The organism is Marinobacter sp. 1-4A (assembly GCF_016597725.1).
In the GTDB taxonomy this organism is placed as follows: Bacteria; Pseudomonadota; Gammaproteobacteria; order Pseudomonadales; family Oleiphilaceae; genus Marinobacter.
In genome coordinates this window covers 40,589-54,772 of the sequence record NZ_VCGY01000005.1, presented here as the reverse complement: position 1 = coordinate 54,772, position 14,184 = coordinate 40,589, and the positions used below count along the sequence as shown (strand labels likewise).

The window sequence follows — 14,184 nt, the reverse complement described above, 5'->3', positions numbered from 1 at the left end:
CCGCTACGAGCACATCCATGTGCGCTTGTCTCCGGCCGTCCTTGGCCTACGACATTCCCGGAACGACACCCCGCCAGTCCCTTGTCAAACTTGGGTGCTGGCTTCCGCCGGACAAGTGGGCCGAGGAAGCCTAAGGCTCGAACCTGCTGTTTAGTTGTTCAGGAACAGTTCCCGACCGATCAGCATGCGCCGAATTTCGGATGTGCCCGCGCCGATTTCATAAAGCTTGGCATCACGCAACAATCGGCCCGTGGGGTATTCGTTGATGTAACCGTTGCCGCCCAGAAGCTGGATGGCGTCCAGAGCCAGCTTTGTGGCCATTTCGGCTGAGTAGAGAATTGCACCGGCGGAGTCTTTGCGGGTGGTTTCGCCGCGGTCGGCAGACTGAGCCACCATGTAAACGTAGGACTTGGCGGTGTTCATGAAGGTGTACATGTCGGCAATTTTGCCCTGAACCAGCTGGAATTCGCCGATGGCTTTTTCGAACTGTTTGCGCTCGCGAACGTAGGGGATCACAACGTCCATGGCGGCTTGCATAATGCCTAGCGGGCCGCCCGCCAGTACCAAGCGTTCGTAGTCTAGGCCGCTCATGAGGACTTTTGCGCCTTTGCCTACTTCGCCCAGTACGTTTTCTTTGGGCACTTTGCAGTCTTGGAAGACCAGTTCGCAGGTGTTGGAGCCGCGCATGCCGAGTTTGTCGAGTTTCTGGTGTCGGCTGAAGCCTTCGTAGTCGCGTTCTACGATGAAGGCGGTCACGCCCTTTGAGCCAGCCTTTACGTCGGTTTTTGCGTAGATGACATAAACGTTGGCGTCTGGGCCGTTGGTGATCCACATTTTGTTGCCGTTCAGCACGTAGTGGTCGCCGGCGTCTTTAGCGCTGAGTTTCATGGAGATAACGTCGGAGCCAGCGTTGGGCTCAGACATGGCCAAGGCACCAATGTGCTCACCGCTGACGAGCTTGGGTAGGTATTTTTGCTTTTGCTCTTCGGTTCCGTTCCTGTGTATCTGGTTTACGCAGAGGTTGGAATGGGCCCCGTACGATAGGCCAACGGAGGCCGATGCGCGGCTGATTTCTTCCACGGCAATGACATGGGCCAGATAACCCAAACCGGAGCCGCCATAAGCTTCATCCACGGTAATACCCAGAAGGCCCATGTCGCCGAATTTTTTCCATAGGTCCATGGGAAACTCGTTGCTGCGGTCGATTTCTTCGGCGCGTGGGGCGATTTCGGTTGCGGCGAATGCGTTGACTTGCTCGCGCAGCATGTCTAGGGTTTCGCCGAGGCCGAAATTGAGTTCTGAGTATTGTGATTTCATGCTTGGTTGCCTTTTATTCTGCCAGATACGTGGTTGGAAATAGGTTGTGTGGCCAGAGATCAATTGTTGTCCGTTTTTTTAGCAATATTTTCTGGCTCGTCATTAGCCGGAGCTTGTTGTTTTTTCTTTTTCTGCAATTCGGTGAGGGCTTCACGACAACGGGCCTCGGCGGTGTCGATTTCCATTTCTGCCATGGCTATGTCGCTTTTCTGCTGTTCCATGTGAGCGCGTTTGTTGCTCAGTATAGTCAGCATTTTTAGTAGCTGTTTTTCGTTCCCGGTCGGGGTTTCATCCCATAGATCGAAAAGCTCTCTGGTTTCAGCAAGCGAAAAGCCCATGCGCTTTCCACGAAGAATCAGCTTTAGGCGCACTTTGTCTTTGGTGCTGAATATGCGCGTTTGCCCGCGCCGTGTCGGTTTTAGCAGCCCTTGATCTTCATAAAAACGGATGCTTCGCGTAGTTACGTCAAACTCGCTGGAGAGTTCGCCGATACTGAATGTTCTTTTTTGGATCATGGCGGTTTCCTTCTTTTAGTCTAGATTAGAGTAAGTTTACGTTAACGTAAAGTATTTGGTGGGGCGAAAGAGTTGTTAATGTGGACCAACAGAATTAGGCGAACTTATTGCGCGTAATGGAGGGCACTTAAGGAAGGGCCCGTAGTGACGGAGAGAATATCAGACGGCAGGCAGCTGGTCAGGCTCTCCAGGGGAATAAAGAGAGAGCCTGACGTCTTCGGAATAGGAGTGTTAAGAGAAGTCTTCTCTTAGCTTCCTTTTTAATAGCTTGCCCGCGGTGTTCTTGGGTAGCTGATCTGCAAAATGAATATGTTTCGGCACCTTGAAGCTTGCGAGTTTTGAGCGCGCATGGCTCATTAGGGCGTCAGGATCTTCGGTGTATCCGCTTCTAAGCACGACAACCGCACAGATGGCTTCAATCCACTTTTCATCGGGCACGCCTATCACCGCAACTTCTGCCACGGATTCGTGTTGGTAAAGGGCTTCTTCCACATCACGGCTGGCAACCAGAACACCGCCGGTATTCACCACGTCTTTTATGCGATCAACGATGTAGATATAGCCCTCATCATCTTGGTAACCCAAGTCTCCAGAATGGAACCAGCCGTCCTTGAAGGCTTCTTCGGTTGCTTCGGGCTTGGCCCAGTAGCCGACCATCAGTTGAGGGGACTGGTGCACCAGTTCACCTTGTTCGCCAGGTTTGCAGTCTTTGCCCGTCGCCGGGTCCACTATGCGGGTCATAACAGTTTGCATGGGGCGGCCAGCAGAAGAGGGTCGGTCAGCATGCTCTTCCGGGAGTAGAACGGTTGCCAGTGGTGCAATTTCACTTTGGCCGTAACAGTTGTAGAGGCCTGCGCCCGGTAGTTTTTCTCCCAGCTCTTTCACGACCTGTCCGGGCATGATGGACGCGCCATAGTAGAGTTTGTCCATATGCTGGAGTTTGTCTTGACTGAACTCCGGGTTCTGCAGCAGTGCAATCCATACGGTAGGTGGCGCGAAAAAGGCATTGAGTTGTTCACGGGCCAGCAATCCGAGAATGGCATCCGGCGTTGGTGTGTTGATCAGTCGGCTGTAACCGCCGCTTAGCAGCATGGGCATGGAAAACACATGCATTTGTGCAGAGTGGTAAAGAGGCAAGGCCGCGAGAGAGCGGTCGCTGGCGCGGATGTCCAAATGGTACTGGCAGGCGCTGTAGTGGCTCATTAGCGAGCGGTGCGTGTGCATGGCGCCTTTGGGGTCGGAGGTTGTGCCGGAGGTATAGAGTATCTGTACCACGTCTGTGTCTGAAAGCTCTAGCTCCGGTGCCGTGTCTTCACCCGCCGTAAGTGCGAGCTTTAGCGCGTCTGGGCTGTTTTCGCTCTGGCCCCCGTGAAGAGACCCGTAAATGCCAACCTCGATTGTGTCTTTAACGGCATCCACCTGCGGTTGCAGGTCTGTATCGAAAAACAGAGCCTTGCAGCCAGATTGGTTCACTACATAGGTCAGCTCTTTGCCAATCAGCGCGTAGTTAACAGGCACATGAATAAGTCCGGCTTTTGTGCAGGCAAGCCAAAGTAACAGGTAGGCATCTGAATTTTTACCATAAGCGCCAACTCGGTCGCCTTTGGTTAGTCCAAGCCCGATAAGACGGTGGGCCAGACGGTTTGAGGCTGTGTGAATGTCAGTGTAGGTCCAGACCCGATCTTCGAATGCCAAAGCTGTGCGCTTGCCATGAGTGTGCGCGGAGCGGGCGAGGGCATCACCTATAGTGTTGCGCAGTGCACGGGCAATGCCCGCAGGCAGAGAGTTGGAGGCCGTTGTGCTATGGGTGTTCATTCAAGTACCTCTATTGGTGTTTTTATACTGGTATGGCTGGCATTAACTCAAACAAGCACTGGCTCGGGGAATGACCTGTCAGGTCGAAAAAATTGACCCAATCGGCCAAGTAGATGCATTTTCTACAGGGTTTTCAGCCACCCCATTGCGAGGGTGATTTGCCCGTCCAGCGCTTGAAAGCACGGCAGAATGAGGCGGTTTCCGAGAAGCCAACCCGCTCGCTGATGTCTGCCACGCTGAGATTTTCTGTGCTCATGAGCTTAATTGCATACTCCCTCCGCAGACTGTTTTTGATCAGGCGCAGAGAGGTGCCTTCTTCCTGCAACTTGCGGCCTATGCTTCTGGGTGTCATGTGCAGCAGCTCTGCAATTTCAGCAAGGCTGGGCATGTTGTTCAGGCTCTGGCTTGCCAGCATGGTGCGAACACGATTCCGCAGGCTGTCGTCGATATCGGGCCTGTGCAGAATGTAGGCTGGTGCCTCCTTCAGAAACACCTCCAGTTCTGCTTCGCTCCGGGTTACGGGGAGTTGCAAGTACTTTTCATGCAATGAAAAGCCGCATACAGGCTCGTTAAATTGCAACTCCGCCGGGAACATAGCGCGATACTCGTTAAGATGTTTCGGCGCGGGGTACCTGAAGCAGGTTGTGGCGAACGGGATCTGTTGGTCCACTAGCCAGCAGGCGTATCGTTGCCACATAAGAAGCAGAAATTCCTGCAGCATGTGGTCTGTATCCTGGCTGGCATCTTCGAGACTTAGGCGGAAAAACACCAGTTTGTTGCTGTCGCTTTCGCCCAGACCGATATCGACGTTGTTGCAGGCGACGCTGTATACCCGGGCGCTTTTGCGCAGTACCGCCCCGAGGGAAGCTGAGCCGAGGGAGTAGTCTGCCATCAGCGCGAAGGTGCCGTTTTTGCAGGGGCTTGTTGAAAGCCCCATAAATTCATCACGGGTTACTCGCCACACACTCTTAATCAACTGGGTGAGCTGTTGCTCTGTAATGAGTTGCTCGGGCTTGCTGATCCAATCGGACGGAATCCCTGCCATGTCAAGAAGGGTGTCTTTGCTCACCCCTTGTCTTTCGGCCCCGCGAATGGAAGCTTGCAGGTAGTGGTTGGCGATGTGGGGTACGGATTGCGGTTTTGGCATATCTACGGATGATCAGGTGCGTATTGTGTCAATTTTTTCGGCTTGTACGGCCATTCCCGAGGAGCAGGATAACCCTTTAAATGATTGGCTGCCTGAATAATCAGATGACTAATGGGTTTGTTGATGGGTTTGCTAATTAAAGTTACTTGAGAGGTTATCTATGTCCGGACACCAAGAAGATACCGCGCTGTTTCATGAAATGATCAACCGGGTCTTAGATAAGGAAATCGCGCCGCACTACGAACAGTGGGAGGAGCAATCTGCAATCCCGCGCTCGGTTTGGAACACGCTGGGCCAGGCTGGCATGCTTGGCATAGATATGCCTGAAGAATACGGGGGAGCGGGTGCGAGCTTTGAAATCTCGCAGCTGGCCATCTCAGAGATCGCCCGCAAGGGCTTTGGCGGTCTGGCCGGTGGCTACAATATTCACGCCAATATAGTCATGCCTTATCTTCTGCATCTTGGTACACAGGCCCAGAAACAGCACTATCTCCCGGCGATGATCCGCGGCGATATTCTCAGCGCAATAGCCATGACCGAGCCGGGTGCCGGTAGCGATCTTGCGGCTATGCGCACCACGGCGCAGCGTACTGAAAAAGGCTATGTGATCAATGGTGCCAAGGTATTTATTACCAATGGTTTGCACGCCGAACTGGTGATTGTGTGTGCCAAAAGCGATCCCCAAGCCGGTGCTAAAGGTGTTTCCCTGTTTCTTGTGGATGCCAGCTTGCCCGGGTTTTCCCGCGGGAAAGGCATTCGTAAAATAGGTCAGCATGCCAGCGATACGGCGGAGCTCTTTTTCTCTGATCTTTTGGTGCCCCATGATGCGTTGCTTGGCGAGGAGGGCAGGGGCTTTGCTTATCTCATGCAGGAGTTGCCCCGGGAACGTTTGGGTGTAGGCGCACAAGCGGTGGGCGCAACTGAAGGCGTGCTGGCGCTGACTCTGGATTATGTGCAACAACGCCATGCCTTTGGCCAGCGGGTTGCGGATTTCCAAAATACCCGGTTCAAACTGGCTGAAGCCAAGGCACGGCTGGAAGTGGCGAAAGCCTATTTGAATCAATGTATCGGAAATTACCTGAAAGGCGAGATGGGGCCAACGGAAGCCGCCATACTCAAACTGATGCTCACAGAGATGCAGTGCGATATCGCCAACGAGTGCTTGCAGCTATTTGGCGGCTACGGGTATACCTTGGAGTATCCTGTATCGCGGTTCTTTGTGGATGCCCGTGTGCAGACAATTTACGCTGGAACCTCTGAAATTATGAAAGAAGTCATTGCCCGCTCCATGCTGGGCAAATAGATTATGTGCTCTCCAGTGCTTTAGTCATCCAACTCTTGAGGACGAATTAATGAAACTTACCGATGTTGTTATTCTCGACGGTGCCCGTACAGCCATTGGTGGCTTTGGCGGCAGCCTAAGCTCCTTGACGCCTGCAGAGCTGGGAACCTGCGCCGCCAAAGAGGCGATTAGCCGCTCTGGCGTGCCTGCGGAAGACATCGATCATTCGGTGTTCGGTCACATTATCCCTACTGGCCCGGCCGACGCCTATGTAGCCCGCCACATTGGCCTGAACTCTGGCCTTCAGAAAGGTTCGGCGGCGTTCAACGTAAACCGCCTTTGCGGTTCCGGCGTGCAGTCGGTTATCAGTGCTGCACAGATGATCATGATGGGCGACAGCAAGATTGCTCTGGCCGGTGGCACGGAAAGCATGAGCCAAGGCGCCTATGTTCTGCCCAACGTTCGCAAAGGTTTGCGGATGGGTGATGGGAAAGCGGTTGATATGACTCTGGGAACGCTCACCGATCCGTTTGGCAGTGGCCACATGGGCATGACGGCAGAGCGTATTGCCGAAAAATATGGCCTAACCCGCGAAGATTTGGATGCCTTCTCCGCAGAAAGCCACCGTCGGGCCAGCCAAGCTATTGAGCAAGGGTACTTTAAAGAACAAATCGTACCGGTAACCGTAAAACAGGGCCGTAAAGAGGTTGTTTTCGAACAGGATGAACATGTGCGTGCGGGCACCACAACTGAAAGCCTTGCAAGCTTGAAGCCGGCCTTCACAAAAGACGGCATAGTTACTCCTGGCAACGCATCAGGCATTAACGATGGCGCCGCCGCCATGGTGCTGACCAGCGCAGCCGAAGCGGAAAAGCGCGGCCTCAAAGCCCGCGCACGTATTGTGGGCTATGCCTTTGCCGGGGTAGACCCGAGTGTGATGGGGCTTGGACCAATCCCTGCGGTGCGGACCGTATTGGAGAAAACCGGCCTCAGCGTGGCCGATCTGGATGTGATCGAGTCTAACGAAGCGTTTGCAGCGCAAGCGCTGGCGGTTAGCAAGGAATTGGGCTTGCCAGCGGATAAGGTTAACCCGAACGGCGGTGCTGTTGCGTTGGGTCACCCAGTGGGCGCAACCGGCTCCATTATTATCATTAAAACCCTTGCAGAACTTGAGCGCACCGGCGGACGCTATGGCCTTATAACTATGTGCATTGGCGGCGGTCAGGGCATTGCGTTGATTGTTGAACGCATTAACTGATGTAACAGGCAGATTTCTTTTTAAGGCTGAATTGGGTACAGTTTACGTTAACGTAAACATTAATGCGGGCCAATCCAGCCGATAACACCCAATTCGAAGGGAGAAGTTAATGGAATTCAATAATGTACCAGCCATTGTAACAGGTGGCGCTTCAGGGCTTGGCGAGGGCGCGGCTCGGGCGCTGGCTGCTGCTGGTTGTAAAGTAGCGATCTTTGATTTGCAAAAAGAGCAGGGTGAGAAGGTTGCAGCGGATATAGGCGGAATCTTTGTGCACTGCGACGTGAGCTCCGCTGAAAGCGCGGAAGCGGCACTAGCTGCTGCCCGTGAAGCCCATGGCCTTTGTGGCATTGCTGTAAATTGCGCAGGCATTGGCCCCGCGGCCAAGATTCTGGGGCGCGATGGTGTTATGCCGTTAGAGAGCTTCAGCAAGGTTATACAGATCAACCTGATTGGTACCTTCAACATCCTGAGGCTTGCTGCCGCCGATATGGCCCAGCGCGAACCTAATGCTGACGGCGAGCGCGGCGTTATCATCAACACGGCATCAGTGGCGGCTTACGAGGGACAAATAGGTCAAGCAGCGTACAGTGCTTCGAAAGGCGGAGTTGTGGGTTTAACGATTCAATCGGCCCGTGAGCTTGCTCGCGAAGGCATTCGTGTAAACACCATTGCACCGGGTCTGTTCATGACCCCGATGATGTCCGGTATGCCGCAAGAAGTTCAGGACAGCTTGGCGGCAACGCTGCCGTTCCCGAAACGTCTGGGCGAGCCTGCTGAATTTGGCATGATGGTGGACCAGATGGTGCGCAACCCCATTTTGAATGGCGAAACCATCCGGCTGGACTGCGCTTTGCGCATGGCGCCTAGATAAATCCAATACCATTAAAGGAGAGCGCAATGACAAACACGGTAGATCAAGAAGAACTGGCTCTGTTCCGTTCATCTGTCATCAAGGCTTTGGAAACAGAAGTTGCGCCCCATTACGAGGCTTGGGAAAAGGCTGGCCTTGTACCCCGTGAGCTTTGGAACACTCTTGGCGATGCAGGCATGTTGTGCGTCGACATCCCCGAGGATTGCGGCGGCTGTGGCGCACCTTTCCAATACTCTGTGGTTGTTGGCGAAGAGCTGGCACGCATGGGGTTTGGTGCGCTCTCCACCAATGTAATGGTGCACTCGGATATCGTTGCTCCCTACATCAGCCATTTGGGGAATGAAGTCCAGAAGCAACAATGGCTGCCAAAAATGGTGTCGGGAGAGGTGGTGGGCGCCATTGCCATGACCGAGCCGGGTGCCGGAAGTGACCTGCAAGCGATGCGCACGAGTGCAGTGCGCGATGGCGACGACTATATTCTGAACGGATCGAAAACCTTCATCACCAATGGCCAGCACGCGGACATGGTGATTGTTGCCGCGAAAACCGACCCCTCTGCCGGAGCCAAAGGTATCAGCCTATTTCTGGTGGACACCAGCCTGCCGGGATACAGCAAAGGGCGGAATCTCGACAAGATAGGCCAGCACAGTGGCGATACCTCTGAGCTGTTCTTCTCCGATATGCGTGTGCCAGCATCGGCTCTTATTGGCGAAGAGGGCAAGGGGTTTGTTTATCTGATGCAGGAGCTGCCGCGGGAGCGGTTGGTTATAGGTGCGCTTGGCGTAGCTGCGGCCAGAGGTGCGTTAGATCTAACCATTGCATACGCCCAAGAGCGGGAGTTGTTCGGTCAGAAGCTGGCTCAATTGCAGAATACCCGTTTTGAAATCGCCCGCATGGAAACCGATTATCAGGTTAACAAGGCGTTTGTGATTCAATGCATCAGCCAGTACGAAGCCGGTGAGCTGGATGCACCCACCGCCTCCATGGCCAAATACAGCGCCACCGAAATGCAGTGCCGTGTTGCAGATGGCTGCTTACAGTTGTTTGGCGGCTATGGCTACACCACCGAATACCCCATTTCCCGTGCCTTTATGGATGCACGTGTGCAGCGCATATACGGCGGCGCCTCGGAAGTGATGAAGGAGATTATCGCCCGATCGGTTCTAGGTCGCTAATCTTTTAAATCCTGCGAACAGATATAAACGTTGAACGGGCAGGTGCGGGTGGCTCTTCAGAAACCGTCAAAAGCCATGGATTGCTTTTGTCGAGCGTACAGGGATGTATTTACAGCGTGTTTCTGAAGGGCCACCCGCACCTGCCCGCGCTCCCAAACCTGAGGACAGTCTCCATGAAAGAAAACGATGTAGTAATAGCCGGCTCCGCCCGAACCCCCATGGGCGGAATGATGGGCTCCCTGAGTTCCGTACGCTCTCCGGATTTGGGCGCTGCTGCTATCAAAGCAGCCATTGAGCGCAGCGGACTGCAGCCTGTAGATGTTCAAGAAGTGATCATGGGTTGCGTTTTGCCTGCCGGATTGGGTCAGGCCCCTGCTCGCCAGGCCTCCCGTGGCGCAGGTATTCCTGACAGCTCCGGATGCACCACTGTGAACAAAATGTGCGGCTCCGGTATGCAAGCAGTGATCATGGCCCATGATCAGATTAAAGCTGGCACCAACAATATTATGATTGCTGGAGGCATGGAGAACATGAGCCAGGCGCCTTACCTGCTACCAAAAGCACGTGGCGGTATGCGTATGGGCCATGGACAGGTAATGGACAGCATGTTCCTGGATGGTTTGGAAGATGCCTACGAAGGTGGCCTGATGGGCGTGTTTGCCCAGAAGAGCGCAGACGATTACAAGATTACCCGTGAGCAGATGGACGACTTTGCCATTCGGTCGTTAGAACGAGCCAATGCGGCGATCAGCAATGGTTGGTTCGAGCCGGAAATTTGCCCTGTGACCGTATCCGCCCGTGGTGGCGATACTCAGGTGAGCGTGGACGAACAACCCGGGAATGCTCGGCCCGAGAAAATCCCCAACCTGAAACCGGCGTTCAAAAAAGACGGCACCGTAACGGCGGCCAACGCCAGCTCCATCAGCGATGGTGCTTCGGCTCTGGTGCTGGCCTCGGCTGAGGAAGCGCAAGCACGCGGCCTGACTGCTCAGGCAAAAATTGTCGCCCACGCCACTCACGCCCAGCTGCCCGCTGAGTTCACACTGGCCCCCATCGGTGCCATCGAGAAGGTGCTGAAAAAGGCAGGATGGACCAAGGAAGATGTAGATCTGTTTGAGATCAATGAAGCCTTCGCCGTCGTTTCCTTATTGGCGATCAACGAGCTGGGACTGGATGCAGACAAAGTGAACGTCTACGGCGGCGCCTGTGCGTTAGGGCACCCCATAGGCTCCTCCGGCTCACGTATTCTGGTCACGCTGATGAACGCTCTAAAACAGGAGGGCCTCAAGCGCGGTGTTGCTTCGCTGTGTATTGGCGGCGGCGAGGCGACAGCGGTTGCTATCGAGCTGATCTGATGTTTATGTAAGCGGGGCAAGTAACGGCTTGCCCTGCTTACACTGAATCACGCAATACAACTTGCGGCAGCCACCACCGGCGCCGCAAGCTTAACCTCCGCTACCGTGTGCAGCTTTTCAAGCTGAGACTGAAGCATAGCGACAGGGCGAGTGCCCTGAATGGTTAGCGCGATATCCAGCGCCCCGTCTGCGGTCTCCACCGCCATCTTCGCAATGCGAAACCCCCTGATGCGAACCACTTGGCATAGGCGCTCAAGTGCTGCGGCTTCGTGATTCATACGGCAAGTAATGGTATAGCTTGTTGCATTATGGCTGCTCTCGGTCTTCATGCGGTCATCTCCTTTTTGTCCGCTGCAGTGCGGCGAGTTTCATCAATCATCTCTTTGTTGCTTCCGCCCGGTTTTACGATAGGCCAAACGTTTTCATCGCGTGCAATAGCCACGTGCAGCAGCATAGGGCCGCTGTATGCCAGTATGGTTTCAATTCCTCGCCGCACCTGATCTGTGCGTTCAATTTTCAGGGCAGGAATATCGAATGCCCGGGCCATGGCAACAAAATCCGGATTGTCATCGAGGTTAATTTGGCTTTCCCGATTGTTGTAGAACAGCTCCTGTTGTTGACGAACCATGCCCAAACACTGGTTGTCCATAATGATCAATTTAACGGGCAGGTTATATCGGCGAATAGTGGCCAGCTCCTGTGCGTTCATCATGAAGGAACCATCGCCGGTAACATTGATTACCGTGCTTTCGCGATTGGCAAACTGTGCGCCTATAGCCGCTGGTAATCCAAAACCCATAGTGCCAAGGCCCCCACTGGTAAGGTGATGCCGTGGGTGATCAAACTGGTAATGCTGGGCAACCCACATCTGGTGCTGACCAACATCACAGGCAATGATGGTGTCGTCTGGTGCGGTGCGAGAAAGCTGGCTGATAAAAGCTGGGCCGGTAATGGGCGCCAAGGGCTCTTCGTTATCTGCTGCCTGAAACCCACCCGTTGTACGCCAGGCTTGGCACTGCTTGCGCCAATCGTTGATTACCAGAGGGGTTTCCCTAAGAGCGCGGGTCAGTTCACCTAGAATAGTGTTTAGATCCCCGCGAAGCGCAACGTCAGCACTTCGGAGCTTATTGAATTCTGCCGCATCGGCATCGATGTGAATTGTTCGGGCATTGGGTGCGAAGCCATCGAGCTTGCCGGTGGCGCGGTCATCCAAACGAGCACCAATAACCAGTAAAAGGTCGCATTCGTCTACGGCTCTGTTGGCAGCGCGGGAACCGTGCATACCCAGCATGCCGAGGTTGTGGGCACTGTGTTTGCCGGAGTTTCCTATACCTTTAAGGGTTACTACTGCGGGCATCGCGGAGCACTCGGCAAACGCCCGAAAGCTTTCCTCTGCGTGGGCCAAGCTAATCCCGCCACCGCTATAAAGCAGCGGCTTACGAGCGGTGCGCAACAAAGCTATCGCGCTTTCGAGATCGGGGCAGGTGTCATTTGGCTGTGCCTGTGTGTTCATCGGTGCAGCAGTTACGTCCTCCAGTAATATGTCTTTAGGAATATCGATCCAAACCGGTCCGGGCCGACCGCTTTGTGCGAGGTCCATCGCTTCTTCAAGAATTCCGGGTATCTCGGCTGCGCTCTCAATCAAATAACTGTGCTTAACGATGCCAAGCGTCATACCCAAAACATCGGTTTCCTGAAAGGCATCGGTACCAATAAGCGCCGATGGAACCTGACCGGTAATAACCAACATGGGGATAGAATCCCGGTGCGCATTGGCAACGCCTGTAATCAGGTTGGTGGCACCCGGGCCGGATGTGGCAATACAAACCCCCAGCTTGCCGCTGGCCCGGGCGTAGCCGTCGGCGGCCAGAGCGCAGCCTTGCTCGTGACGACAGAGCACATGCTCCACACGCACATCGTCCACCAGTGCATCGTACAGCGGCATGATGCAGCCACCGGGATAACCGAAAACCGTTTGGATGTTGTGGCGATGGAATGCGTCGAGAATGTGCTGTGCGCCGTTCATTATCGTGTTCCCTATTTTTTTCTTTCGCAAAAAAGAAACCCCCGGGACCTTTCGGTGCCGGGGGTTTCTGGTGTTTGTGTCAGGTTTGTCGCTATCTCACCCGATTATCCACGCAAAATCCCCCGGAAGGTATCACTACCACGAGGACTAGCACTGCAAGGATAATTACTGAGTTGAGGTTCATAAAACGGACAATCTGCTCTGAATTCGATCAATGATTCTGTGTAGAATCTACCCCACGATTTAAACCGGTTGCAACCGTTTAATCGTTTTATTTTTCAAACAACGCTGCTTTCTGAGCTGTTGTTCACCAACTTCAGGCTGTGTAGGTACCTAATGAGCAAAGTAAAATGGAGTTCGCTGGGTCTGTCCGTGATTGTTGTGATTGCGTTGATTATCTGGATGGCAACCGGCGAAATCAAAGAGGCCAGTACTGAAGCACCTGCAGAACCCGAGGTTGCAGAACAGGAGCGAACACGGGTTCAGGTGACCACGCTCAATGCACAGCTATACGAGCCGGGCTTGTTGTTGCAGGGCCAACTGGAACCCTGGAGTGCAGTTACCCTGAGCGCACGGGTTGCGGGTACGGTGGAGTCTATTGCGGCAGAACTTGGCGATACAGTTAACGCTGGAGACGAGCTTTTAACCTTGTCTGAAGATGGCCGGGGCGCTGGGGTTCAGCGCTGGCAAGCGCGGGTTAAAAAGCTGGAAGCGGATTTGTCTGCAGCGCAAAAGCTTGGCTCTAGAAATCTGGCTTCCCAGTCGGAAATTCTTAATGTTGAAAGTGAATTAGCGGCGGCGCGCGCGGAATTGAAAAGCGCGCAGCTTGCCGTTTCCCATCTTAGACCCACAGCACCTTTTGAAGGGGTGATCAATCGTAAACACGTTGACGCTGGCAGCTTAGTTCAGGTGGGCTCGCCCTTGTATGAACTGGTGCGCATAGACCGTCTCAAGGCCAGAGGGCAGGTGCCCCAGCAGTCCGTTGCACAAGTCGCACCGGGCCAAAGCGTACGGGTACGACCACTGGATGGAGAGGCGCTCGACGGGGTGGTTACCTTTGTAGCCAGTGCTGCAAATCCTGAGACCCGAAGTTTTGCGGTTGAGATTGCGGTGGAAAACCCCGAACGGAAACGTATCGCTGGCGGTAGCGCCAACCTTCGGGTTGCTCTGGCTGATGTGCAAGCCACGTTTATCTCCCCGGCGTATCTCTCACTTGGCGACGATGGTCGTCCGGGTGTGAAGTATGTGGATGAGCAGAACCGTGTCGTTTTTCGCAACGTGAGGTTGCTCAGTGTGTCCACCGAAGGAGCCTGGGTGACAGGCCTGCCAGACGAGACTCGCCTGATTACCCGGGGTGCGGGTTTTGTTAGCGAGGGCGAGCTGGTAGAAGCTGTTGACGCCTCCGAAGAGCGGGGCTAAACAC

At 54.3% G+C, this 14,184-nt stretch carries 12 protein-coding genes; 6 read left to right on the top strand and 6 right to left on the bottom strand.

What is annotated here, in order from left to right:
- Window positions 1-150: 150 nt before the first annotated feature.
- The 4 genes from FE845_RS11885 to FE845_RS11870 all read right to left on the bottom strand — a co-directional run bounded on the left by FE845_RS11885 (window position 151) and on the right by FE845_RS11870 (window position 4,794).
- Window positions 151-1,317 carry an isovaleryl-CoA dehydrogenase gene (locus tag FE845_RS11885; RefSeq protein WP_200364864.1) on the bottom strand — a complete coding sequence of 389 codons (1,167 nt, stop codon included), beginning with the start codon at window positions 1,315-1,317 and terminating at the stop codon, window positions 151-153.
- Window positions 1,318-1,376: 59 nt separating this feature from the next.
- Window positions 1,377-1,832, bottom strand: a complete 456-nt coding sequence (locus tag FE845_RS11880; RefSeq protein ID WP_200364862.1) for a MerR family transcriptional regulator — start codon at window positions 1,830-1,832, stop codon at window positions 1,377-1,379.
- Between the two features lie 231 nt (window positions 1,833-2,063).
- A complete protein-coding gene (locus FE845_RS11875; protein WP_200364860.1) occupies window positions 2,064-3,647 on the bottom strand; it encodes a fatty acyl-CoA synthetase in 1,584 nt (527 codons plus the stop codon).
- A 133-nt stretch (window positions 3,648-3,780) separates the two neighbouring features.
- Window positions 3,781-4,794: an AraC family transcriptional regulator gene (locus FE845_RS11870; protein WP_200364858.1), complete on the bottom strand. Its 1,014-nt coding sequence runs from the start codon at window positions 4,792-4,794 to the stop codon at window positions 3,781-3,783.
- Between the two features lie 160 nt (window positions 4,795-4,954).
- Between FE845_RS11870 and FE845_RS11865 the strand changes: the two genes are divergently transcribed.
- The 5 genes from FE845_RS11865 (at window position 4,955) to FE845_RS11845 (ending at window position 10,735) form a co-directional block, all read left to right on the top strand.
- Complete coding sequence (locus tag FE845_RS11865) at window positions 4,955-6,097, top strand: acyl-CoA dehydrogenase family protein (protein WP_200364856.1); 1,143 nt, start codon at window positions 4,955-4,957, stop codon at window positions 6,095-6,097.
- 49 nt (window positions 6,098-6,146) lie between these two features.
- Window positions 6,147-7,334, top strand: a complete 1,188-nt coding sequence (gene bktB, locus FE845_RS11860) for a beta-ketothiolase BktB (RefSeq protein ID WP_200364853.1) — start codon at window positions 6,147-6,149, stop codon at window positions 7,332-7,334.
- A 109-nt stretch (window positions 7,335-7,443) separates the two neighbouring features.
- Window positions 7,444-8,205 carry an SDR family NAD(P)-dependent oxidoreductase gene (locus FE845_RS11855; RefSeq protein WP_200364851.1) on the top strand — a complete coding sequence of 254 codons (762 nt, stop codon included), beginning with the start codon at window positions 7,444-7,446 and terminating at the stop codon, window positions 8,203-8,205.
- A gap of 26 nt (window positions 8,206-8,231) precedes the next feature.
- Complete coding sequence (locus tag FE845_RS11850) at window positions 8,232-9,380, top strand: acyl-CoA dehydrogenase family protein (RefSeq protein WP_200364849.1); 1,149 nt, start codon at window positions 8,232-8,234, stop codon at window positions 9,378-9,380.
- Between the two features lie 173 nt (window positions 9,381-9,553).
- A complete protein-coding gene (locus tag FE845_RS11845) occupies window positions 9,554-10,735 on the top strand; it encodes a thiolase family protein (RefSeq protein ID WP_200364847.1) in 1,182 nt (393 codons plus the stop codon).
- A 47-nt stretch (window positions 10,736-10,782) separates the two neighbouring features.
- Here FE845_RS11845 and FE845_RS11840 read toward each other — a convergent pair whose 3' ends face one another.
- The gene (locus FE845_RS11840) at window positions 10,783-11,064 is read right to left on the bottom strand and encodes an ACT domain-containing protein (RefSeq protein ID WP_200364845.1); all 282 of its coding nucleotides are present in this window, start codon (window positions 11,062-11,064) and stop codon (window positions 10,783-10,785) included.
- Window positions 11,061-12,761: an acetolactate synthase 2 catalytic subunit gene (gene ilvG / locus FE845_RS11835; RefSeq protein ID WP_200364843.1), complete on the bottom strand. Its 1,701-nt coding sequence runs from the start codon at window positions 12,759-12,761 to the stop codon at window positions 11,061-11,063. The genes FE845_RS11840 and ilvG overlap by 4 nt, the downstream gene beginning before the upstream one ends.
- A gap of 336 nt (window positions 12,762-13,097) precedes the next feature.
- Between ilvG and FE845_RS11830 the strand changes: the two genes are divergently transcribed.
- Window positions 13,098-14,180 (top strand): efflux RND transporter periplasmic adaptor subunit, encoded by a 1,083-nt coding sequence (locus FE845_RS11830; protein ID WP_200364841.1) that lies wholly within the window; start codon window positions 13,098-13,100, stop codon window positions 14,178-14,180.
- Window positions 14,181-14,184 lie beyond the last annotated feature (4 nt).

What these genes read in the sequence shown, in the direction of transcription:
- bktB (WP_200364853.1), top strand. Translation starts at nt 6,147, where the DNA reads ATGAAACTTACCGATGTTGTTATTCTCGACGGTGCCCGTACAGCCATT.
- FE845_RS11865 (WP_200364856.1), top strand. Translation starts at nt 4,955, where the DNA reads ATGTCCGGACACCAAGAAGATACCGCGCTGTTTCATGAAATGATCAAC.
- FE845_RS11845 (WP_200364847.1), top strand. Translation starts at nt 9,554, where the DNA reads ATGAAAGAAAACGATGTAGTAATAGCCGGCTCCGCCCGAACCCCCATG.
- FE845_RS11880 (WP_200364862.1), bottom strand. Translation starts at nt 1,832, where the DNA reads ATGATCCAAAAAAGAACATTCAGTATCGGCGAACTCTCCAGCGAGTTT.
- FE845_RS11870 (WP_200364858.1), bottom strand. Translation starts at nt 4,794, where the DNA reads ATGCCAAAACCGCAATCCGTACCCCACATCGCCAACCACTACCTGCAA.
- FE845_RS11840 (WP_200364845.1), bottom strand. Translation starts at nt 11,064, where the DNA reads ATGAAGACCGAGAGCAGCCATAATGCAACAAGCTATACCATTACTTGC.
- FE845_RS11850 (WP_200364849.1), top strand. Translation starts at nt 8,232, where the DNA reads ATGACAAACACGGTAGATCAAGAAGAACTGGCTCTGTTCCGTTCATCT.
- FE845_RS11830 (WP_200364841.1), top strand. Translation starts at nt 13,098, where the DNA reads ATGAGCAAAGTAAAATGGAGTTCGCTGGGTCTGTCCGTGATTGTTGTG.
- FE845_RS11855 (WP_200364851.1), top strand. Translation starts at nt 7,444, where the DNA reads ATGGAATTCAATAATGTACCAGCCATTGTAACAGGTGGCGCTTCAGGG.
- FE845_RS11885 (WP_200364864.1), bottom strand. Translation starts at nt 1,317, where the DNA reads ATGAAATCACAATACTCAGAACTCAATTTCGGCCTCGGCGAAACCCTA.
- FE845_RS11875 (WP_200364860.1), bottom strand. Translation starts at nt 3,647, where the DNA reads ATGAACACCCATAGCACAACGGCCTCCAACTCTCTGCCTGCGGGCATT.
- ilvG (WP_200364843.1), bottom strand. Translation starts at nt 12,761, where the DNA reads ATGAACGGCGCACAGCACATTCTCGACGCATTCCATCGCCACAACATC.